The sequence below is a fragment of the Roseomonas sp. TF40 genome, from assembly GCF_057219975.1.
On sequence record NZ_JBXVVR010000007.1, the window covers coordinates 83,139 to 103,938 of the forward strand.

General features: G+C 71.7%; 18 protein-coding genes. 9 read left to right on the plus strand and 9 right to left on the minus strand.

Translation table 11 applies throughout. The features are described 5' to 3' along the window. The first annotated feature begins 2 nt into the window (after positions 1–2). From AC2D9U_RS18920 to AC2D9U_RS18955, 8 genes are all read left to right on the plus strand, one after another. Positions 3–1,259, plus strand: a complete 1,257-nt coding sequence (locus tag AC2D9U_RS18920; RefSeq protein ID WP_484751768.1) for an amidohydrolase family protein — start codon at positions 3–5, stop codon at positions 1,257–1,259. A gap of 110 nt (positions 1,260–1,369) precedes the next feature. Beyond that, the gene (locus tag AC2D9U_RS18925; protein ID WP_484751769.1) at positions 1,370–2,881 is read left to right on the plus strand and encodes an NAD(P)-binding domain-containing protein; all 1,512 of its coding nucleotides are present in this window, start codon (positions 1,370–1,372) and stop codon (positions 2,879–2,881) included. Beyond that, on the plus strand, positions 2,878–4,344 hold the full coding sequence (locus tag AC2D9U_RS18930) for a 4-hydroxyphenylacetate 3-hydroxylase family protein (protein WP_484751770.1): 1,467 nt from the start codon (positions 2,878–2,880) through the stop codon (positions 4,342–4,344). The genes AC2D9U_RS18925 and AC2D9U_RS18930 overlap by 4 nt, the downstream gene beginning before the upstream one ends. Continuing rightward, positions 4,341–5,498 carry an amidase gene (locus AC2D9U_RS18935; RefSeq protein ID WP_484751771.1) on the plus strand — a complete coding sequence of 386 codons (1,158 nt, stop codon included), beginning with the start codon at positions 4,341–4,343 and terminating at the stop codon, positions 5,496–5,498. The genes AC2D9U_RS18930 and AC2D9U_RS18935 overlap by 4 nt, the downstream gene beginning before the upstream one ends. After that, on the plus strand, positions 5,495–6,391 hold the full coding sequence (locus AC2D9U_RS18940) for a polysaccharide deacetylase family protein (protein WP_484751772.1): 897 nt from the start codon (positions 5,495–5,497) through the stop codon (positions 6,389–6,391). Before AC2D9U_RS18935 ends, AC2D9U_RS18940 begins: the two co-directional genes overlap by 4 nt. Next, positions 6,388–7,869 (plus strand): amidohydrolase family protein, encoded by a 1,482-nt coding sequence (locus tag AC2D9U_RS18945; protein ID WP_484751773.1) that lies wholly within the window; start codon positions 6,388–6,390, stop codon positions 7,867–7,869. The genes AC2D9U_RS18940 and AC2D9U_RS18945 overlap by 4 nt, the downstream gene beginning before the upstream one ends. After that, positions 7,866–8,849, plus strand: coding sequence for a substrate-binding domain-containing protein (locus tag AC2D9U_RS18950; protein WP_484751774.1), 984 nt, complete (start codon positions 7,866–7,868; stop codon positions 8,847–8,849). The genes AC2D9U_RS18945 and AC2D9U_RS18950 overlap by 4 nt, the downstream gene beginning before the upstream one ends. A 2-nt stretch (positions 8,850–8,851) precedes the next feature. Continuing rightward, complete coding sequence (locus AC2D9U_RS18955; RefSeq protein WP_484751775.1) at positions 8,852–9,874, plus strand: hypothetical protein; 1,023 nt, start codon at positions 8,852–8,854, stop codon at positions 9,872–9,874. 56 nt (positions 9,875–9,930) lie between these two features. Here AC2D9U_RS18955 and AC2D9U_RS18960 read toward each other — a convergent pair whose 3' ends face one another. The 9 genes from AC2D9U_RS18960 to AC2D9U_RS19000 are packed head-to-tail and all read right to left on the minus strand — an operon-like array spanning position 9,931 to position 19,398. Further along, positions 9,931–11,562, minus strand: coding sequence for a complex I subunit 5 family protein (locus tag AC2D9U_RS18960; protein ID WP_484751776.1), 1,632 nt, complete (start codon positions 11,560–11,562; stop codon positions 9,931–9,933). Next, positions 11,559–13,037 carry a complex I subunit 5 family protein gene (locus AC2D9U_RS18965; protein WP_484751777.1) on the minus strand — a complete coding sequence of 493 codons (1,479 nt, stop codon included), beginning with the start codon at positions 13,035–13,037 and terminating at the stop codon, positions 11,559–11,561. The genes AC2D9U_RS18960 and AC2D9U_RS18965 overlap by 4 nt, the downstream gene beginning before the upstream one ends. Further along, positions 13,037–13,354, minus strand: a complete 318-nt coding sequence (locus AC2D9U_RS18970) for an NADH-quinone oxidoreductase subunit K (protein ID WP_484751778.1) — start codon at positions 13,352–13,354, stop codon at positions 13,037–13,039. Before AC2D9U_RS18970 ends, AC2D9U_RS18965 begins: the two co-directional genes overlap by 1 nt. Further along, complete coding sequence (locus AC2D9U_RS18975; protein WP_484751779.1) at positions 13,351–14,289, minus strand: hydrogenase subunit MbhD domain-containing protein; 939 nt, start codon at positions 14,287–14,289, stop codon at positions 13,351–13,353. Before AC2D9U_RS18975 ends, AC2D9U_RS18970 begins: the two co-directional genes overlap by 4 nt. Continuing rightward, on the minus strand, positions 14,289–14,582 hold the full coding sequence (locus AC2D9U_RS18980) for a monovalent cation/H(+) antiporter subunit G (protein WP_484751780.1): 294 nt from the start codon (positions 14,580–14,582) through the stop codon (positions 14,289–14,291). Before AC2D9U_RS18980 ends, AC2D9U_RS18975 begins: the two co-directional genes overlap by 1 nt. After that, complete coding sequence (locus AC2D9U_RS18985) at positions 14,579–14,842, minus strand: MrpF/PhaF family protein (RefSeq protein ID WP_484751781.1); 264 nt, start codon at positions 14,840–14,842, stop codon at positions 14,579–14,581. Before AC2D9U_RS18985 ends, AC2D9U_RS18980 begins: the two co-directional genes overlap by 4 nt. After that, complete coding sequence (locus AC2D9U_RS18990; protein ID WP_484751782.1) at positions 14,835–15,296, minus strand: Na+/H+ antiporter subunit E; 462 nt, start codon at positions 15,294–15,296, stop codon at positions 14,835–14,837. The genes AC2D9U_RS18985 and AC2D9U_RS18990 overlap by 8 nt, the downstream gene beginning before the upstream one ends. After that, positions 15,293–18,352, minus strand: coding sequence for an efflux RND transporter permease subunit (locus AC2D9U_RS18995; protein WP_484751783.1), 3,060 nt, complete (start codon positions 18,350–18,352; stop codon positions 15,293–15,295). Before AC2D9U_RS18995 ends, AC2D9U_RS18990 begins: the two co-directional genes overlap by 4 nt. Then, positions 18,349–19,398: an efflux RND transporter periplasmic adaptor subunit gene (locus AC2D9U_RS19000; protein ID WP_484751784.1), complete on the minus strand. Its 1,050-nt coding sequence runs from the start codon at positions 19,396–19,398 to the stop codon at positions 18,349–18,351. The genes AC2D9U_RS18995 and AC2D9U_RS19000 overlap by 4 nt, the downstream gene beginning before the upstream one ends. 385 nt (positions 19,399–19,783) lie before the next feature. On the opposite strand from AC2D9U_RS19000, the gene AC2D9U_RS19005 reads away from it, so the two are divergent. Beyond that, positions 19,784–20,788 carry an AI-2E family transporter gene (locus AC2D9U_RS19005; RefSeq protein WP_484751785.1) on the plus strand — a complete coding sequence of 335 codons (1,005 nt, stop codon included), beginning with the start codon at positions 19,784–19,786 and terminating at the stop codon, positions 20,786–20,788. The last annotated feature ends 12 nt before the right edge of the window (positions 20,789–20,800 follow it).

Below are 20,800 nucleotides of genomic sequence, written 5' to 3' on the forward strand. Positions count from 1 at the left end.
CGATGACGACCGGTGCGATCCTGTTCCGCAACGCCACGCTGCTGCCCGGCGCGGGCGATTGGATGCCGCGCCAGGGCCAGGACCTGCTGATCCGCGACGGCGTGATCGCGGCGCCGGCGGCAGCACCGGATGCCGAGGTGATCGAGGCGCGCCACCTGCTGCTGCTGCCCGCCTTCGTCAACGCGCATACCCACTCGCCCGAGGCGCTGGCGCGCGGCCGCGCGCCCATGGCGCGGCTGGATGAGTGGCTCGCGGCGCAATATGCCGGCGGGCAGGATTCGCTGCCCGCGGCACGGATCCGCCACGCCATCCTGCTCTCCGCCGCCGAGGCGATCCGCGGCGGCGCCGTGCGCGTCACCGATCATTTCCGCCAGATCCCGCCCTCGGTCGAGGCGCTTCGCGTCGCCGCCGAGGCCTGGGCGGAGGGCGGCATCCGCGCGCGGCTCGCGCTGATGCTGCGCGACCTGCCCTCGCCTTCCGCCAGCTTCGTCCCGCCGAGCACCGAGGCCGCCCTCGCCATCGCGCGCGCCGCCCTCGCCGCGCGGCCCTTCGCCTGCGAGATCGGCCTCGGCCCCTCCGCGCCCCAGCGCTGCAGCGACGAATTGCTGCGCGGCCTCGCCGATCTCGCGCGCCAGGAGGGCGCCTTCCTGCACCTGCATCTGTGCGAGACGGCGAAGGACGCCGCGGATTGCCGCGCGCGCTTCGGCACGGATCCGGTCACGCATCTGGGCCGGCTCGGCCTGCTCGGCGCGCATGTCGATCTCGCGCATTGCGTGCACCTGACGGATGGGGAGCTGGACCAGCTGGCCGCGACCGGCACGCGCATGGTGCACAACCCGGTCGCCAATCTCCGGCTCGGCAGCGGCATCGCGCCCGTATCCCGCGCCCTGGCGCGCGGCGTGCGGCTGGGCATCGGCAGCGACGGGCCCGGCAGCAACGACACGCAGGACATGCTCGAGGCCACGAAGCTCGCGCTGCTGCTGCCGCGCGCCGGGCGGCCCGATGCGGAATGGCCGACCGCCGCGCAGATCCTCGACATCGCGACCGATGGCGCGCGCCTCGCCCCCGGCGCGGTGGCGGACCTCATCGCCTTCGACCTGCGCGGCGCCGGCTTCACCGATACGACACCGGAAGAACTCGCGCCGCGCCTGCTGATGGCCACCCGCCCGCGCGACATGGTGCATGTGCTCGGCGCCGGCGCCTTCCTGATGCGCGAGCGCGTGCTGACCTCCGCCACGCTGCGCGCCATCGCCCCATGAGCAGCATGCCCCTGGCGCAGAGGCTCCTTCATGCTATCCTCGCCTCGCCCTGGTGAGCCCGAAATCGGGACCTGGGCGACCCTGATGCGGCACGCCCGACCGGCGATGCCGTGCCCCGTCGCCGAGACCTGATCGCCATGGATGCCCTGCCCGTTTCGCATCTCCAGCCCCTGCCGGATGCCGCCGCGCGCCTTGCCGCGCTGGGCGAACGCGCGGCCTGGGAATTGGCGACGCTGAGCTACCCGGCGCGCCCCTGGGTGCGCCCGCGCCTGCATCCGGAGGGGCATGTGCATGACGTGGTGATCGTCGGCGCGGGGCAATGCGGGATCGCCACGGGTTTCGCGCTGCGGCAGGCCGCGATCCACAATGTGCTGATCCTCGATGCCGCGCCGCCCGGCGCGACGGGCATCTGGCGCCGCTTCGCGCGCATGGCGACGCTGCGCACGCCCAAGCACGTCACGGGCCCCGAGCTCGGCTTTCCGTCGCTGGCCGTGCGCGCCTGGTTCGAGGCGCGCTATGGCGAAGCCGCCTGGGCGAGCCTCGGCAAGATCGGGCGCGAAACCTGGCACGACTACCTCAACTGGCTCGCGCAGCAGCTCGACCTGCCCACCGAGCATGGCTGGCGCGTGACCGCGCTCGAGCCCCTGGCCGATGACCTGCTCGCGCTGACGGCCGAGCGTGCGGACGGCGCGCGCCGCCGCGTGCTGGCGCGCCATGTCGTGCTGGGCACCGGCATGGACGGCAATGGCGCCTGGGCCGTGCCGGCGCTGGTGCGTGAGAGCCTGCCGCGCGACCGCTACGCGCATACGGCGGAGGCGATCGATTTCGCGCGCCTTGCCGGCCGGCGCGTGGCCGTTCTCGGCGCCGGCGCCTCGGCCTTCGACAATGCGGCGACGGCGCTGGAACATGGCGCGGCGCGCGTCGATCTGCTGGCACGGCGTGAGAGCCTGCCGCGCGTGAACCCGAATCGCTGGATCGAGTTCCACGGCTTCCTCAGCCATTACGCCGAGCTGCCCGACGCACTGCGCTGGCGCTACATGCGCACGCTCTTCGCGATGAGCCAGCCGCCGCCGCAGGAGACCTGGGACCGCTGCGCCGCGCATCCGAACTTCCAGGTGCATCTCGGCGCGCCGATCGCCACGCTCGGCATGGCGGGCGATGCGCTGCGCATCGTCACGCTGCGCGGGGTCGTCACGGCGGATTTCCTCATCCTCGGCACGGGCCTCACCATCGACCTGTCGCTGCGCCCCGAACTCGCCGCCATCGCGCCGCACGCCGCGCTGTGGCGGGACCGCTACACGCCGCCCGCGGCGGAGGCGAACGAGACGATCGGCGGCTTCCCCTATCTCGGCCCCGACCTCTCCTTCACCGAGCGCAGGCCCGGCGCCGCCCCCTGGATCACGCGCGTGCGGAGCTGCAGCTTCGGTTCGCTTGTCAGCACCATCTCCTCCGCCGGCATCTCGATGCTGCGCCCGACGGTGGAGCGCATGGCGCGCGGCATCGCACGCGACCTTTTCCTCGAACAGGCGGGCGCGGACCACGCGCTGCTCGCCGCCTATGACGAGCGCGAACTCGTCTCCACCGCCCTCGCCTCGGACGCCACAAGGAGCATCGATCCATGAAGGACGGCGCCGCCCATCTCCGCAGCCTGCGCGACGGCCGCGCCATCTTCATCGATGGCCGGCGCGTTGCCGATGTCACCACCGACCCGGCCTTCGCCGGCGCCGTCGCCTCCGCCGCCGGGCTCTACGCCCTGCAGGCGCGCGAGGCGGAATCGATGACCTTCGAGTTGCCGGGCGGGACGCGCACCGGCCTTGCCTGGATGCAGCCGCGCAACCATGCCGAACTGGTGCGGCGCCGCCATGCGATGGAGCGCATCGCGGAGCAGAGCTGCGGCATGATGGGGCGCAGCCCCGACCATGTCGCCTCCACCTTCGTCGGCTTCATGGCGGGGCTACATGTCTGGCGCGACTATGATGCGAAGCGCGCCGATGCGCTGGCCGCCTATTTCGCGGAAGCCCGCGCGAAGGACCATTGGCTCGGCTACGTCATCATCAACCCGCAGGCCGACAAGTCGAAACAGGCGAAGGACCAGCCGGGGCGCGACCTGGTGGCGCAGGTGGTGGATGAGGATGCGGAGGGCATCACCATCCGCGGCGCGAAGATGCTCGCCACCGCCGGGGTGATGGCGAATGAGATCATGGTCTCGGGCATCGTGGCGCTGATGCCCGGCGACGAGCCCTATGCCTTCACCGCGATCACGCCGATGGCGACGAAGGGGCTGAAGCTGACCTCGCGCCGCAGCTACGAGGCTGCCGCGACCTCGACCTTCGACTATCCGCTCTCCGCCCGCTTCGACGAGAACGATGCCGTGGTGTTCTTCGACGATGTGAAGATCCCGTGGGAGCGCGTGTTCGTCCACAAGGACCTGCGCATGATGCAGGCGCAATGGCATGAGACGCGCGCGCATGTGATGCAGAACTACCAGTGCATCGTGCGGCTGATGGTGAAGCTGCGCTTCCTGCTCGGCCTGGCGCACAAGGTGGCGGAGACGAACGGCATTCTGGGCTTCCCCCAGACGCGCGAGACGCTGGGCCTGCTCGCCGCCAAGGCCAGCACGATCGAGGGCCTGGTCGTCGCGATGGAAGCCGCCGGCGAGGATTTCCACGGCACCTTCGTGCCCGATCGCCGCCTGCTGGTGACGGCGCAGGTGCTGGCCCAGACCACCTACCCCGAATTCGTCGAGGCCATCCGCGGCCTGTCGGGCGGCGGGCTCATCATGGTGCCCTCCTCGGTCGCGGATTTCGATGGCGGCGAGGTGGAGCAGATGATCCTCGCCTCCCAGCGCTCCCCGGTGACGGACAGCGAGGGGCGCGTGAAGCTGATGAAGCTGGTCTGGGATGCGATCGGCAGCGAATTCGGCTCGCGCCACCTGCAATACGAGATGTTCTATTCCGGCCCGCAATTCGCCATCCGCGGCAATGCCTATCGCTTCCATGACTGGGCCGGGCCGAAGGCGATGGTGGAGGATTTCATGGCCAGCTATGACCTGCCGCGCGCACCCGCACGGCACGCCGCCGAATGACGCTGGCGGAGATCCGCGCCCGCGCCTTCGTCGCTCACGGCGAGGTGCGACTCGCGGGCGCGGCGGAAGGCCCGCTCGCCGGGCTCACCTTCGCGGCGAAGGACCTGTTCGATGTCGCGGGCACGCGCAGCGGCTGGGGCAATCCGGACCGGCTGGCCGAAGCGCCGCTCTCGCGCAGCACGGCCAGCGCGCTGCTGCCCGCCCTCGCCGCCGGGGCGACGCTGATCGGCAAGACGCATACCGATGAGCTTGCCAGCGGCATGTTCGGCGAGAACCCGCATTACGGCGCGCCGATCAATCCGCGCGCGCCGGATCGCGTGCCGGGCGGCTCCTCCTCCGGCTCGGCCAGCGCGGTGGCGGCGGGGCTCTGCGACTTCGCCTTCGGCACGGATACGGGCGGATCGGTGCGCGTGCCGGCGAGCTTCTGCGGGCTCTATGGCATCCGCACGACGCATGGCCGCCTCTCCACCGCGGGGCTGATGCCCATGGCGCCGAGCTTCGACACGGTCGGCTGGTTCACACGCGACGCCGCGCTGCTGGCGCGCATCGGCGCGCTGTATTTCGGCAGGGCAGCGGCGCCGCGGCCGCGCCTGCTGCTGGCGGAGGATGCCTTCGCCTTCGCGACACCAGCGGTCGGCGCGGCCCTGCGCGCCTTCGCCGCGCGGCTCGGCCCCACGCAGCCGGTGACGCTGTACGAGGAAGGCCTGGCGCAGTGGCTCGACACCTTCCGCCCGCTGCAGCTCGGGGAACTCCACGCCACGCACGGCACATGGGCGCTGCAGGAAGGGCGCGTGCTGTCGCCGCTGGTGGCGGAGCGCATGGTGATCGCGAGCAAGGTCGCGCCCGCGACCATCGCCGCCGCCTGGCCCCGGCGCGAGGCGCTGGCCGCGCGGCTGCACGCGCTGCTCGGCGCGGATGGCGTGCTGGTGATGCCGACGGCGCATGACGTGGCGCCGCTGCGCGACGCGCCGGTGCCCGCGCAGATCGCCTATCGCGACACCACCCTCGCGCTCACCTGCGTGGCCAGCCTCTGCCGCCTGCCGCAGGTGAACATCCCGGCCGGCACGGCGGCGGGCGTGCCGGTGGGTCTCTCGCTGCTCGCCGCGCCGCATCGCGATGCGGAGCTGCTCGCGCTGGTCGAAGCGCTGGCATGAGGGATTTCGTCGGCTGCGCGGGCGCCTCGCCCGAAATCACCTGGCCGAATGGCGGGCGGCTCGCGCTCATCGTCGTGCTCAACATCGAGGAAGGCGCGGAGCCCTCGATCGAGGATGGCGATGGCGCCACCGAGCTCGCGCTGACCGATGGCATCCCGGGCGAGGTGCCGGCGGGCATGCGCGACCTCGTGGCCGAATCACTCTTCGAATATGGCGCGCGCGCCGGCGTCTGGCGGATCCTGCGCGAGGCCGAGGCGCGCGCCCTGCCGCTGACGCTCTCCGCCTGCGGCCGGGCGCTGGAGCGCAACCCGCCGCTGGCCGCCGCGATCCGCGCCGCGCCGCAGCACGAGGTCGCCGCGCATGGCTACGGCTTTCGTCGCCACTGGCTGCTGAGCGAGGAAGAGCAGCGCGCCGAGATCGCGCGCGCCGTCGCCGCGCTGGAGGCGACCACGGGCCGCCGCCCGCAGGGCTGGCAGAGCCGCTATTCCCCCACGCCCGCCACGCGCCGCCTGCTGCGGGAACAGGGCGGCTTTCTCTACGACGCCGATTTCTACGCCGATGACCTGCCCTGCTGGACGCAGGTGGAAGGGGCGCCGCATCTGATGCTGCCGCACAGCTTCCTGCACAACGACAACCGCTATGCCAGCGGCAAGGTGCAGACGGCGGATGATTTCCTGGCGCTGCTCGCCAGCGCCTTCCGCGTGCTGCGCGCGGAGAGCCGCGACGCGACGCGGCTGATGGTGGTGAGCCTGCATGCGCGGCTCAGCGGCCATCCCGCGCGCTTCGATGCGCTGCGGCGCTTCCTCGATCTGATCGAGGCGGCGCCGGAGGTCTGGCGCTGCACGCGGCTCGACCTCGCGCGGCACTGGATCGCGCAGGTGCCGCCACCATGAGTGAGATCCTGATCGCCAACGGGCTGCTCGCCGAAGGACATCGTTGCGATATCCTGCTGCGCGGCGGGCAGATCGCGGCGGTGTTCGAGGCGGGTGCAGGACCGGACCCGGCCGCGCGGATCGACGCGACGGATCGGCTGGTGATCCCGGGCCTCGTCAACGCGCATACGCATGGACATGCGAACCTGATGAAGGGCGTAGCCGATCGCTGGCTGCTGGAATCCTCGCTCACAAACGGCCCCTGGATGGGCGGGCGGCGCGATGCGGCGACCATCCACCTCTCCACGCTGCTCGGCGCGACCGAGATGCTCGAATCCGGCTGCACCGCCTGCTACGACCTCTTCTACGAATTCCCCGCGCCCACCGCCGCGGGCCTGCTCGCCGCCGCGCGCGCCTATGCCGAGGCCGGCATGCGCGCGGTGATCGCGCCGATGGTCGCGGATCGTGCCTTGTTCGAGATCCTGCCGGGATTCCTCCACACCCTGCCGACCGACCTGCGCGAGGCCGCGGCCGGCTTCCGCCTGCCACCGGCCGAGGCCACGCTGGCGGCGCTGCGGGAGGCCTTCGCGGTGGCGCCGGATCTGCCGCCGGGCATCAGCCTCGCCTTGGCACCGACCATCCCGCATCATTGCAGCGACGCTTTCCTGACCGGCTGTCGAGACCTTGCCGCGCAATTGGGGCTGCGGCTGCACACGCATGTCGCGGAATCGAAGCTCCAGGCGCTGCTGGCGCGCCAGCTCTGGGGCATGGGGCCGGTCGCGCATCTCGACCGCCACGGGCTGCTCGGCCCGCATTTCACCGCGGCCCATGCGATCTGGCTGGAGGACAGCGAGCTCGATCTCCTCGCCGCGCGCGGCGCCAGCCTCGCGCATATGCCGGCGAGCAACATGCGGCTCGGCAGCGGCATCGCCGCGATCCGCGCGGCGCGGGCGCGCGGCATCACCATCGGGCTCGGCACGGATGGCTGCAACTCGGCCGACAGCCTCGACATGATCGAGGCGATGCGCCTCGCCGCGCATCTCTCGCGCCTGCGCGAGGGCCCGCGCGATTCCTGGCTGGCGGCGGCCGAACTGCGGGAGATGGCGAGCGCAGGTGGGGCGGCGGTGCTCGGCCTCGGCGATCGGTGCGGCCGCATCGCGCCGGGAATGGCGGCGGATCTCGTGCTGCTCGACCTCGACCATCGCGGCTTCATCCCGCTGCAGGATGCGGGCAACCAGCTCGTCACCTGCAACCTCGCCGGCGCCGTCACGGATGTCTTCGTCGCGGGTGAGCGCGTGGTGCAGGGCGGGCGAAGCCGCGCCAATCGCGATCTGCGCGCGCGCGCCACGGCAGCACTCGCCGAATTGCAGCCGCGCCTCGCCCCCGCGCGCGCGCTGGCGGCGCGGCTCGAGCCCTTCGTCGCCGCCTATGCCGAGGCCGCGAGCGCCGCGCCCCTGCCGGTGATGGCCAAGATTCCCCAGGAGAACCGCAGCGCATGAGCGAGCTTCCGCGACTGACCATCGGCGTGTCGGATTGCGACCGCGCCCGCGCCTTGGCCGAGGGGCGCGTGCCGATCAGGGGCGTGGAAGCCGTGCCGACCGTGATGGCGCTGCAGCCGCTGTTCAACCTGCAGATGACGCGCCACAGCTTCGATTGCTGCGAATTCCCCATCGCCACCTGGCTGCGCCACTTCGATGCCGCGCAGCAGGACTATGTCGGCATCCCGGTCTTTCCCTCGCGGCATTTCCGCTTCTCCTGCGTCTTCGTGAACAAGGCGAAGGGGCTGACCAAACCGTCCGACCTGATCGGCAAGCGCATCGGCACCATGGTGTGGGACATGGCGGCGGCGGTCTGGCTGCGCGGCATCTTCGACGAGCATTACGGCCTGCCCTGGCGGAGCCCGATCTACGTCAATGCCGGCCTCAATGAACGCCGCAGCGGTGAGGACCACCCGCAGCACTACCCGCCCGGCGCGGTGATCGAGCATGTCGAGCACGCCTCGCTCTCCGAGATGCTCGAAGCCGGCGAGATCGACGCGCTCTACACCGCCCGCGCGCCGGACAGCTTCTTCACCGCGCCCGACAAGGTCGGCCGGCTCTTCGCCGATCCGATGGCCGCCGAGCTCGACTATTTCCGCCGCACCGGCATCTACCCGCCCATGCACCTGGTCTGCGTGAAGCGCCGCTTCGTCGAGGCGAATCCCGAACTGCCGCGCGCGCTCTACGACGCCTTCGCGGAGAGCCAGCGCCTCGCAAGGCTGCGGCTGCATGACAGCGCGACGCTCGCCGTGGGCATGCCCTGGCTGGTGCAGCAGCTGGAGGAGACGGAGCGCCTGCTCGGCCCGGCCTTCTGGGCCACGGGCTTCTCTGCCAACCGCCACACGCTCGAGACGCTGATCCGCTACATGCGCGCCGAGGGCATCCTGCGCGCCGCGCTCGCGCCGGAAGATCTGTTTCCCGCCTCGCTCCTGGAGACGTGACCATGGTCACCACCGATGACCGCGCGCAGCGGCTGATCGAGTCCGCGCAGAAGTATCGCGCGCCCTTCCGGCTCGACCCCACGCTGGCGCTCTACTGCCCGCAGGACAATCTCGATTCGCTCACCCATCCGCGCATCGCCGCCTGGTTCGACTTCATCCTGCGCGACTACACGCCGCAATTGCCCGCCGCGCCGCATCGCGTGCTGCTGCTGCTGCCCTGCACGGCGACGAAGCCCTACATCCATTCGATGGAGCATCGGCGCATCAACGCCGCACTTCTCGCCGCCGGCTTCCTGCCCACCGCGCCGGCCGATCCGAAGCTGCTCACCGCCCGCGCGCCGGAGGAGCCGGAGGCGCTGTTCAGCCTCGCGCCCCTGTTGCATCCGCGCGGCATCGTCATCCATCGCGCGGTGATCAGCGAGCCGCTCGGCCTCGTGCCCTATGAGCACATGCTGGACTATCCCGGCGGCGAATCCCCGGCCGTGGCCTATGACGATCCCGGCCTGTTCGAGGAACGCGGCAATGCCGTCTCCCCCTGGCGGGTGGATTGCACGGCCACGCGCGTCTCAGCCGCGAAGTGGAAATGGGGCGTCAACGAGAAGCGCGCCTATGTCGAGATGCACAACGCCATGTCCGATGTGGTGGCGAAGGTGCTGACGCGCTTCGGCGGGCTCTACACGCAGCGCATCTCCTGGGTCGCGCCCGGTCTCACGCATCGCAGCTTCGTCGTGGCCAAGAGCGAGCGCGCGGCGCATGGCATCGTCGCCACGCGGCAGGTGGGCGATGCGCGTCTCGCGCTGATCGGCGCGAACGATCTGCTGCCGCCGGAACTGCGCCTCACCGCCATGCCGACGCGCGAACAGTGCAACGCCGCGCTGCTGCGCCTCGCCGCGCGGCTCGGCCGCACGCCGGCCGAGGCGGCGGGGCATTTCGCACGCGGCGGCGGCAATGCCACGCCGCTCGCCCTGCCCGAACTGCTCGAGGATCTGCTGGCGGCGATCCTGCCGGGCAGGGAAGCGGCGTAGCGGCTAGAGCAATGCTCTACAGAGCACGAGATCCGTCCAAGAGGACGGATCGTGCTCTACCGCGCCGCCATCGCGGCCAGCAGCACCAGCACGGTCAGCAGCAGCATCAGCGCCCCGCTCGGCCAGGTGCGCAGCCGGGCATCGAGCAGCTCGGCGAAGCGGTTCACCGGCGGGGTGAGGCGCGTGAAGCCGCGCTCCGCCAGCACCAGCACGTCGCCTTCGGGCGGGCTCGGCAGCGCCCGCGCGCGCCGCAGCGCCTGGGCCAGCAGCGCGCCGAGCAGCACCGGCCAGAGCGCGCCCCACAATTTCGATGGCGCAAGCACCTCCGTGAGGCTGCCGATGCTGAGCGGCAGGAACAGCACCCAGGGCAGCAGCACGGCCGCCACGGTCATGCCGAGCCAGGGGATAATCAGCGCCCAGCACGGCGGCTCCCCGGCGCCGGATTCCGCCGCCTCGGCCTTCAGACGCGCCGCGAAATGCAGCATCAGCATCGTGGTGCCGGCGGCGGAGAAGGCGGCAAGCCAGCCGAGCAGCCCCTCGCCAAGCTGGGCCTTGGTCGATGCCTTGGCGAGCGCGCCCCCGGTCAGCGGCAGGCCGCCGAAGCTCAGCACCAGCAGCAGCACGGGGGCGGCCATCCAGCGCCAGCGCGCCGGGCCGAGTGCCAGCGCCACACCCACCGCGAGGAACAGCGCGCCCTTCGCCAGCACGTGATGCGCGGCGTAGAAGGCCGCGCTCAGCGGCGCCGAGGCGTCGCCCATCGCGAGGCCAAAGCCGAGTGCCGCCATCACCACGCCCATCTGGCTCACCGAGGAATAGGCCAGGATGGTCTTGGGGTTGCGTTGCAGGATGCCGAAGCCCACCGCGTAGAAGGCGCCGAACAGCCCGAGCGCGCCGAGGGCGACGCCCCAGCCCGGCTGCCCGGCCTCGAAGGGCAGGAAGCGGGCGAGGCCGATGATGCCGGCCTTGATGATCGCCCCGCTCAGCACCGCGGAGGCCGGCATGGGCGCCGCGGGATGGGCCAGGGGCAGCCAGACATGCAGCGGCACCAGCCCCGCCTTCAGCCCGAAGCCCAGGATCAGCGCCGCGATCGCCGCATCGCGCACCGGCGAGGCGGGCAGCGCCGCCACCACCGCCTCGATCGAGATGCTCTCCCCCGGCGTGCCCACGGCGAGCAGCACGAAGCCGAGCAGCAGGCAGACCTCGCCAAGCACCGCGAGCAGCAGGTAGCGCGACGCCGCGCGCCGCGCCGCCGCCGTGCGGTCATGCACCACCAGCCCATAGCCCGCGAGGCTGACCAGCGCGAAGGCGAGGTAGAAGCTCAGCAGATCCTCGGCGAGGAAGACGCCGAGGCTGCCCGCCAGCGTCAGCAGCCACCAGATCGCGAAGCGCGGGCGCGCGGTGTCGACATAGGCGCCGGCATAGGCTCCCGCCGCGCTCCAGAGCAGCGCCGCCACGCCCAGCAGCAGCGCCGAGGGCGTGTCGAGTGCCAGGCCGAGTTGCAGCCCCTCGACCATGAAGCGCAGCGGCGGCTGCCCCGGCGCGAGCAGCGCCGCCGCCAGGCCCGGCAGCGGCGCATAGGCGAGCCAGGAGGGCACGCGCGGCCGCAGCCTCGGCGCCAGGCAGGCCAGCATCAGGCCAAGCGGCGTCACGAAGCTTGCGACCAGCAGCAGATGCGCCAGGGCCGTCATGGCGCCCCCACCTGCATCAGCCCGAGCGCGCCCAGCGGCAGCAGGCCGAGCAGCACCGAGACGATGGCGAGGCCGAGTGCCACCTGCTCCGTCCGGCGCGGCACGGGGCCCAGCGCGGGCGCGGCCTCCTCACGCCCCGCCAGGGTGCCGGCCAGCACGCGGAAGACATAGCCGCCGGTCAGCAGGCCGCCGCCCAGGATCACCAGCGCCCACCACCATTGCCCGCTCTCGAGCGCGGCCAGCAGCAGCAGCCATTTCGCGGTGAAGCCGCCGCTCGGCGGAATGCCCATCAGCGACAGGCCGGCGAGGCCGAAGGCGAGCACGCTCAAGGGCGCCACGCGCGCGGCACCGTGCAGCTCCTCGATCCGGTCATGCCCGAAGGCGCCGGCGATGACGCCCGCGGCGAGGAACATCCCCGCCTTGGCGAAGGCGTGGCTGATCGCCTGCAGCGCGCCGCCGGTCCAGGCGCCGTCACCATATTGCGCGGCCTCGCCCACCATCAGCGGGAACATCAGGAAGAGGTAGCCGATCTGCGCCACGGTCGAGTAGGCGACCAGCAGCTTGAGCCGCGCTTGCCGCAGCGCCACCAGGCTGCCGAAGAGGATAGCGGCCGCCCCCAGCGCGGCGAAGACCGGCGCGACAGCGGCGGTCAGCGCCTCCGGCATCGCGCCGAACCACAGCCGCAGCAGCAGCACGTAGCTCGCCTTCACCACCAGGCCCGAGAGCAGCGCGCTGGCCGCCGGTGGCGCGCCGGCATGGGCGGGCGGCAGCCACAGATGCAGCGGAAACAGCGCCATCTTGCCGAGCAGCCCGGCCGACATCAGCGCGGCCGCCAGCATCGTCGCCCGATCCGCGCGCGCGACCTGCGCCAGCAGCAGGATGTCGAGCGTGCCATAGGCGCCATAGAGCAGCGCCGTGCCCAGCAGGTACATCACCGAGCCGATCAGCGCGAAGAGCAGGTAGCGCAGCTCCGCCTTGAACTGCGTCGCGCGGCCATCGAGGCAGGCGAGCGAGAGCGCGGCGAAGGTCAGCATCTCCAGCGCCACGAAGAGGTTGAACAGGTCGCCCCCCAGGAAGGCGGCGTTCAGCGCGCCGCCCAGCGCCAGCAGGAAGCACCAGAAGGCGAGGGCCTGGCGCGTCTCGGGCGCACCCGGCGCCGTGGCATAGTCGGCGCGCGCATGCAGCCCCGCCGCGGCCAGGATGACCGCGGTGGTGACCAGCATGGCGGCGGAAAGCCCATCGGCGCGCAGCGCGAGGCCGAGCGGCGGCACCCATCCGCCGACGAGATAGACCAGTGGCGCGTCGGCCCGCAGCACGCCGGCGAGGATCACGAGCGAGAGCGCCACGCCCGCGCCGAGCGTGGCCAGCGCCACCTGCTCGGCACGCCGCCCGCCCAGCGCGAAGGCGAGCAGCATGCCGGTGAGCGGCAGCAGCAGCGCCAGCACCAGCGCGGCGCCGCCGGGCGTCCCCGCCATCATGAGGGCGGCTTGTCCTCGGCGATGGTGGCCGCGCCGGTGATCTGGAACATCCGCAGCACCAGCACCACGGCCAGCGCCGTCGCCGCGAAGGCAACGACGAGGCCGGTGATCACCATCGCCTGGGGCACCGGATCGGCGCCGAACCCCGCCCCCGCGCCGCGCCGCGCCACCACGCCGAACAGCAGGAAGACGCCGCCGCCGAGCAGGTTGAAGGCCACCACCTTGCGCAGCAGCGCCGCATGCGTCGCCACGCCGAACAGGCCGAGCGCCACCAGCGCCGCGCCAGCCAGGCCGTAGAGCGTGGTGGCACTCATGCGCCATGCTCCGGCGGGCCGGCGACCAGCAGCGCGAGGCCCGCGGCGACGGAGACGGTCATCGCGATCTCGATCGTCAGGATCAGCGGTTTCGCGAAGGAAGGCGGATAGGCCAGGAAGTCGCCCGCCACGAAAAAGCCCAGCAGCCCGATGGCGATGAAGGTCAGCGGCCCCGCCACCACCGCCCAGCGCAGCGCCGCGCTGGAGACCGCCGGCATGCGCGCCAGCCCCGCGACCCAGGCGAGCAGGAACATGGCCGCGAGGATGGTGCCCCCCTGGAACTTGCCGCCCGGCGCATCGGCGCCGACCCAGGCGACATAGATGCCGATGACGAGCCCGACCGGCGGCAGCACGCGCGCGAGCAGCGAGAGCGGCCCCGATTCCTGCGCCGGGAAGCGCGGCCCGGGCACGCCGCCCCAGAGCCGATCGGGCGCCATCGACCAGACGGCGATGACGGCGAAGACCACCACCACGGATTCCAGCAGCGTATCCAGCCCGCGATAGGCCATCAGCACGCCCGTCACCGGGTTGCGCACGCCGAGCGACTCCAGCTGCTGCGCCACCGGCGCCGCGAGGCTCGGCGCCGGATCGGGCAGGCTCAGCACGGCCGCCGCCAGGGCGAGGCCGATGGCGGCGCAGATCACGCCCGCCAGTGCGCGCTGCCGCGCATTCGGCGTGGCGGCATCGATCTCCGCCGCGCCGCCGCGCAGCCGCGCCACGGCGAAGAGCAGCATCATGCCCGTCGCCCCCGCGCCGATCGCGGCCTCGGTCAGCGCCACGTCGATGGCGTCGAGCCGCACCCAGACCAGGGTGAGCAGCAGGCCATAGGCGACGAAGCCGACCACGGCGGCGAAGTTGCTGCGCACCGCCAGCACCCAGACCGCGACCGCGAGCACGCTCAGCCCCAGCGCGGCATCCATCAGCAGGCCGGGCATTACCGGCGCCGCCTCTCGCGGCGGAGTTGCGCGGCCAGCATCTGGGTCGCGGTGGCGCCGCCGAACAGCACCAGAAGCCAGATCAGCAGCAGCTTGAGCGCGGTGAAAAGGTCACCCGTCAGCGGCATCAGGCCGAGCACGATCAGCCCGAGGCCGAGATTGTCCGCCTTGGCCAGCGCGTGCAGGCGCGACAGCGGATCGGGGAAGCGCAACAGCCCCAGCGTGCCGGCGAGGAAGAACACGACGCCCGCCGCGATCAGCAGGAGGCTCGGCAGGGCCAGCACGCCGCTCATCGCCGCGTCAGGGCGCGCGCCGCCAGCACGAAGGCGACGGTGGCGAAGGCGCCGAGCAGCGCCAGCACCAGCGCGACATCGAGGATCGCGCTCTGCCCGCTCGCCTGGGCGAAGAGCAGCAGGATGGCGATGCCGCCGGTGCAGAGCAGTTGCGCCGCCATCATCCGGTCCGCCGCCGCGGGGCCGCGCAGCGCGCGCCACAGCCCGGCCAGCACGGCCAGCAGGATGATGCCGGCGGCGGCGTAGAGCGCCTCAGCCATCGCGCGGGGCGGCGCGCACGAACAGGGCCTCGCTGACGGCGAGGTCCTCGGCCACCGGCAGGCGCGTATCCAGCGCATGCACGGCGATCCGCCCCTCGCCCGCCAGCCCCGCCGGCAAGGCGCCCGGCGCGAGGCTGGAGAGTGCGGTGAAGCCATCGCGCGCCGCACCGGGCGGCAGGCGCGTGGCAAAGGCGACCATGCCCGGCTGCACCGGCAGGCGCGGATCGAAGGCGCGCCGCGCGATGTCCACACCCGCCACCAGGGATTGCGTGACGATGCGCGCCAGCAGGCGCAGCGCCGCGCCGGGGCTGCCGAGACCTGAGCCGGGCGGCAGCAGGCGCAGGCTCACCCAGCCCGCCGCGACCGCCGCCAGCACGCCCACCACCAGCCCCGCCGGCCCCGCGATCACCAGCCAGAGGCCGAAGAACAGCGCGGTCCGCAGCGCAAGGGTCATGCGCTGGCCTTGGGCGGATGGGCGCGGAACCAGGTGACGTAGAGCGTGGGCAGGAAGACCAGCGTCAGCAGCGTCGCCACCATCAGGCCGCCCATGATCGCGAAGGCCATCGGCCCCCAGAACACGGTGGGCGCGATGGGAATCATGCCGAGCACGGTGGAGAGCGCGGTGAGCATCATCGGCCGCAGGCGCGAGGTGCTGGCCGCCACCACCGCATCCCACAGCGCCATGCCCTCCGCCCGGTCACTCTCGATCTGCACGATCAGGATCACCGCGTTCTTCGCGATCATGCCAAGCAGCGCGAGGATGCCCAGGATGGCCACGAAGCCCAGCGGCTGCTGGAAGCTGAGCAGCGCGAGCACCACGCCGATCAGCCCGAGCGGCAGCACCGTCATCACCATGGTCAGGCGCTGGAAGCTCTGCAGCTGGAACATCAGCGCGGTGAGCATCAGGATCAGCATCAGCGGCACCACCGCGAAGACGGAGGCGGAGGATTCGGCGCTTTCCTCGGCGATGCCGCCCAGGTCGATGCGATAGCCCGCCGGCAGCGTGGCATTCAGCGCGGCCATCGGCGCGGCCACGCCCTGCACCACCGTCTCGGGCAGCACGCCGGGCACGACATCGGCCATCACGGTCAGCGTCGGCACCCGGTCCTGCCGCCAGATCAGCGGGTATTCCTGCTCATACTCGAAGCTGACGAACTGGCCGAGCGCGACATTGCGCCCGCCCGGCAGCGGCACCTGCAGGGAGCGCAGCGTGGCCAGCGAGACGCGCTCCTCCGCCGTCGCGCGGGCGATGACGTTGATCAGGTAGATGTCGTCGCGCAGCTGCGTCACCGTGCTGCCGGTGATCGTCGCGTTCACCATGTTGGCGAGGCCGGCGGAGCTGAGGCCGAGCAGCCGCGCCTGGTCCTGGTCCACGCGCATCCGCAGCACGCGCGCGGGTTCGAACCAGTCGAAATGCACCAGCCGCGCCTGCGGATTGGCCGCGAGGATGTTGGCGGCGCTGAGCGCGATCTCGCGCAGCTTCTCCGGATCCGGGCCGCTGACGCGCCATTGCAGCGGCCAGCCGACGGGCGGGCCAAGCTCCAGGGGCGCGACGCGGGCGATGGTCTGGGGGAATTCCTCGGCCAGCAGGCGCTCGAGCTTCACGCGCAGCCGCTCGCGCGCCGGCAGGTCCTTCGAGACGATGACGAGCTGCGCGAAGAAGGGGTTGGCGAGCTGCACGTTGAGCGGCAGGTAGAAGCGGATCGCACCGCGGCCGATATAGCTGCTCCAGCTCGCGATGTCGGGATCGCCGCGCAGCCGCGCCTCCAGCCGGTTCACCACCGCCTCGCTGGCGACGATGGAGGAGTTCTGCGGCAGGGTGAGGTCCACCGTCAGCTCGGGCCGGTCCGAGGCCGGGAAGAACTGGCGCGGGACGAACTGCACGGCCAGCAGCGACAGCACGAAGATGCCCACGGTGATGCCGATGGTGATCCAGCGGAAGCGCATGGCCAGCAGCAGCAGGTTCGTGAAGCCGCGCTGCACGGCGCCCGGCGGGGCGGGCGGCGCGCCGGCGGGCAACGCCTTCGGCGCCTTGAGCAGGGCGATGCCGAGCAGGGGGGCGAAGAGCACCGCGACGAACCAGGACACGACCAGCGCGATCGCCACCACGGCGAAGATCGAGAAGGTGTATTCCCCGGCCGAACTCGCCGCGAAGCCGATGGGCACGAAGCCGGCGATGGTGATCAGCGTGCCGGTCAGCATCGGCGCGGCCAAGGTCTTGTAGGCGAAGGTGGCCGATTGCTCCTTCGAATCACCGGCGGCGAGGCGCCGCATCATCGCATCCACCGTGGTCATCGCATCATCGACCAGCAGCGTCAGGGCGATGATGAGCGCGCCGAGCGAGATGCGCTGCAGGTCGATGCCCGCGAAGGACATCAGCGGGAAGACGATGGCAAGCGTGAGCGGAATGGCCAGCGCCACCACGGCGCCGGGCCGCACACCCAGGCCGATGAAGCTCGCCACCAGGATGATCACGATCGCCTGCCACAGGCTGGTGATGAACTCGTTGATCGCGGTGTCGACGGTCGCCGCCTGGTCCGCGACCAGGTGCGGCTCGATGCCGATCGGCAGCCCCGCCGTGATCCGCGCCATCTCCGCCTTGATGTTGCGCCCCAGCGCGAGGATGTCACCCGAATCGCGCATCGCGATGGCGAGGCCGAGTGCGGGCGTGCCGTTCACCCGGAACATCGGCTGCGGCGGTTCCGCGAAGGCGCGGCGCACCGTGGCGATGTCGCTGAGGCGGAAGATCCGGTCACCGGCCACGAGGTTGACGGCCAGGATGTCCTGCTCCGTCTCGAAGGCGCCGGAGACGCGGATGACCAGGCGCTCATCCGCCGTCTCGACCAGGCCGGCCGGGCGCACCGCGTTCTGCGCCTGCAGCGCGGCGACCACCGCGCTCATGCTCACGCCGAGGCCGGCGAGGCGCTCGGTGGAGAATTCGATGAACACCACCTCGTCCTGCGCGCCGAGGATCTCGATCTTGGACACGTCGGGCACCAGCAGCAGGCGCGAGCGCGCGGCCTCCACATGGTCGCGCAGCTCGCGCAGCGTGAAGCCGTCCGAGGTGAAGCCGTAGATGATGCCGAAGGTGTTGCCGAAGTCGTCGTTGAAGCCCGGGCCGATCACGCCCACCGGCAAGGTGTGGCGCATGTCGCCCACCCGCTTGCGTACCTCATACCACATGTCGGGCACGATGGCGGGCGGGGTGGAATCCTTCAGGTCGACGAAGATGGTGGTGACGCCCGCGCTGGTATAGCTGCGCACGCGGTCGATGTTGGGGGTCTCCTGCAGCGTGCGCTCGATCCGCTCGGTGACCTGCAGCAGCGTCTCGTTCAGCGTCGCACCCGGCCATTGCGCCTGCACCACCATGGTGCGGAAGGTGAAGGCGGGGTCCTCGTTGCGGCCGAGCTTGAGGAAGACGAAGGTGCCCGCCACGATCGAGACGATCATGAAATAGACCATGAGCGAGCGACGGTTGATCGCCCACTCCGAGAGGTTCGGCCCGATCATGTCGCGTTGCCGAGCAGGCGGACCTTCTGGCCCGGCCGCAGGGCCTGCACGCCGGCGGTCACGATGACGTCACCCGGGTTGAGCCCCTGCCCGATCAGCACGCTGTCCGGCTCGAAGCGCTGCACCTCGATGTTGCGCAGCGAGACGGTCTGCTGCGCCGTGTCCACCACCCAGACGGCCGGCTGGTTGTTCGCCCGGGTCAGCGCCGTGGCCGGGATGCGGATGCCGGCGGTGCCGCCGATCTCCATGCGCCCGGTCACGGTCGAGCCCAGGCGCAGCGCCGCCGGCGGATCGGCCATGCCGACGCGGACCTGGAAGGTGCCGGTCACCGGATCCGCCTGGGGCGAGACCTCCCGCACGCGCCCGATCGCATTCACCGTCGGATCGGATGTCAGCATGATAAGGATGCGCGGGTTTTCCGGCGCGCGATCCTTGAGATTGGCCGGCACGTCGAACACCGCGTCGCGGCCGCCCTGCTGGGCGATCTGCAGGATCATCCGCCCCGCCTGCACCACCTCTCCGGGTTCAGCGCCGCGCGCCACCACGGTGCCGGAGGTATCGGCGACGAGATCGGTGTAGCTGAGCCGGTTCTCGGCGATGTTGAGCTGCGCCTGCGCCGAATCCGCGGCGGAGATCGCGGATTGCAGCTGCTGGGCCGCCTCGTCGTAGCGGACCCGCGTGGCGAAGCCGCTGGCGAGCAGCTGGCGCTGGCGGTTGTAGTTGTTGCGGGTCTCCACCACGCGCGCCTGGGCGGCGACCAGCGATGCCCGGGCCGCGCGCAGGTTGCTTTCCTCATTGTCCCGGTTGAGCCGCGCCACGACCTGCCCGGCCGTCACGCGGTCCCCGACATTGACGCTGCGCTCGACCATCCGGCCCTCGATCCGGAAGGCGAGGTTGACGGTCGTTTCGGCCCGGATGGTGCCGGTGAGGGAGACAACCTCCCCGCCGCTGCGCGGCTGCACGCTGACCACCCGCACGGGCCGCGTCTCCGGGGCGGGCGGGGGGGCGCTGTCGCCGCAGGCGGCCAGCGCGGCGAGCAGCAGCATGGCGAGCGGCAGGCGTCCCCGGGGCAGGCCGCCACAGCGGGAACTCGGTACGGGTACGGCTCGGAACATGGGCATCCCCTGGCTGGCTGGCCGGCGTGAACCCTCGCCACGCAGGCGCGTCTGCGCGTTGTTCGGCGCGGGCCGGTTCGCCACCCGCCTGCACCGGCCCGCACGCCGCATCTGCAATGTTGTAGCCGAGCCGGAATCCCGACACCATCCGCATCGGCGGCGCGCCGGGTCCATGGTCTCGACCAACCGTCCCGGCACTGCGCCGGGCGTCCCAAAGGCCCGCCGGGCACCGCATGGCGGGTCGCCTCGGGCCAGGGCACGGCGGAAGCTGCGATGGCGGTCGAATGGCCCGCGGGCAGGATGGGGAGCGTGTGGCATGATGCTGGGCCTGTGCGCGGCCATCCTGGGGGCGGCGGCGCTGTTCTTCGCGCAATCCATCTTCGTGCCCATTGCCTTCGCCCTGTTCAGCATCGCCCTGGTCTGGCCGATGCAGCGCCGCCTGGCCGGCTTCCTGCCCGCGGGCCTCGCCATGCTGGTCACGATGCTGGTCGCGCTGGTCACGCTGGTGGCCATGGCGCTGCTCATCGCCTGGGCCTTCGGCGGCGTGGGGCAGTGGGTGGTGGCGAATTCGGCGCATCTGCAGGCGCTCTACGCCGCCAAGCTCGCCTTCCTGGAGAGCCAGGGCATCGCTGTCGCCGGCGTCTTCGCCGACAATTTCAACACGCGCTGGCTGGTGGTGATCGCGCAGGAGGTCACGGGCCGGCTGCACGGCATCCTGAGCTTCACCGTCGTCACCATCGTCTTCCTGGTGCTCGGCCTGCTGGAGGTCGAGGTGGTGGGCCGGCAGATGGCGCGCATGCGGCTCGGCCCGCCCTTGCTGGTGGCGGCGGCCGAGACCTCGGCCAAGCTGCGCACCTACATGCTGGTGCGCACGCTGATGAGCGTGGTCACGGGCGTTTGCGTCTGGGGCTTCGCCCGCTTCATGGGGCTCGACCTTGCGGCCGAGTGGGGCATCATCGCCTTCGTGCTGAACTACATCCCCTTCATCGGGCCGCTGGTCGCCACGCTCTTCCCCACCATCTTCGCCATCCTGCAATTCGCCGACTGGCAGGTGGCGCTGGTCGTGTTCGTATCGCTGAACCTGATCCAGACCGTCTCGGGCAGCTACATCGAACCGCTGCTGGCCGGTGCGCGGCTGGCCGTTTCTTCCTTCATGGTCCTGCTCGCGGTGTTCTTCGGCGCCTTCCTGTGGGGCATTCCGGGGGCCTTCATCGGCGTGCCGGTGATGATCGCCGCCCTCACCCTCTGCCAGCAATTCGAGGGCAGCCGCTGGGTGGCGACACTGCTCTCGGGCCGCGATCCGGGGCGGCAGGGCGGGTGATTCGCCTGGTTG

Bases quoted from the DNA above. Each gene is read 5' to 3' on its own strand.
- AC2D9U_RS18920 (WP_484751768.1), top strand. From the start codon at position 3: ATGACGACCGGTGCGATCCTGTTCCGCAACGCCACGCTGCTGCCCGGC.
- AC2D9U_RS18930 (WP_484751770.1), top strand. From the start codon at position 2,878: ATGAAGGACGGCGCCGCCCATCTCCGCAGCCTGCGCGACGGCCGCGCC.
- AC2D9U_RS18935 (WP_484751771.1), top strand. From the start codon at position 4,341: ATGACGCTGGCGGAGATCCGCGCCCGCGCCTTCGTCGCTCACGGCGAG.
- AC2D9U_RS18940 (WP_484751772.1), top strand. From the start codon at position 5,495: ATGAGGGATTTCGTCGGCTGCGCGGGCGCCTCGCCCGAAATCACCTGG.
- AC2D9U_RS18945 (WP_484751773.1), top strand. From the start codon at position 6,388: ATGAGTGAGATCCTGATCGCCAACGGGCTGCTCGCCGAAGGACATCGT.
- AC2D9U_RS18950 (WP_484751774.1), top strand. From the start codon at position 7,866: ATGAGCGAGCTTCCGCGACTGACCATCGGCGTGTCGGATTGCGACCGC.
- AC2D9U_RS18955 (WP_484751775.1), top strand. From the start codon at position 8,852: ATGGTCACCACCGATGACCGCGCGCAGCGGCTGATCGAGTCCGCGCAG.
- AC2D9U_RS18960 (WP_484751776.1), bottom strand. From the start codon at position 11,562: ATGACGGCCCTGGCGCATCTGCTGCTGGTCGCAAGCTTCGTGACGCCG.
- AC2D9U_RS18965 (WP_484751777.1), bottom strand. From the start codon at position 13,037: ATGGCGGGGACGCCCGGCGGCGCCGCGCTGGTGCTGGCGCTGCTGCTG.
- AC2D9U_RS18970 (WP_484751778.1), bottom strand. From the start codon at position 13,354: ATGAGTGCCACCACGCTCTACGGCCTGGCTGGCGCGGCGCTGGTGGCG.
- AC2D9U_RS18975 (WP_484751779.1), bottom strand. From the start codon at position 14,289: ATGCCCGGCCTGCTGATGGATGCCGCGCTGGGGCTGAGCGTGCTCGCG.
- AC2D9U_RS18980 (WP_484751780.1), bottom strand. From the start codon at position 14,582: ATGAGCGGCGTGCTGGCCCTGCCGAGCCTCCTGCTGATCGCGGCGGGC.
- AC2D9U_RS18985 (WP_484751781.1), bottom strand. From the start codon at position 14,842: ATGGCTGAGGCGCTCTACGCCGCCGCCGGCATCATCCTGCTGGCCGTG.
- AC2D9U_RS18990 (WP_484751782.1), bottom strand. From the start codon at position 15,296: ATGACCCTTGCGCTGCGGACCGCGCTGTTCTTCGGCCTCTGGCTGGTG.
- AC2D9U_RS18995 (WP_484751783.1), bottom strand. From the start codon at position 18,352: ATGATCGGGCCGAACCTCTCGGAGTGGGCGATCAACCGTCGCTCGCTC.
- AC2D9U_RS19000 (WP_484751784.1), bottom strand. From the start codon at position 19,398: ATGCTGCTGCTCGCCGCGCTGGCCGCCTGCGGCGACAGCGCCCCCCCG.
- AC2D9U_RS19005 (WP_484751785.1), top strand. From the start codon at position 19,784: ATGATGCTGGGCCTGTGCGCGGCCATCCTGGGGGCGGCGGCGCTGTTC.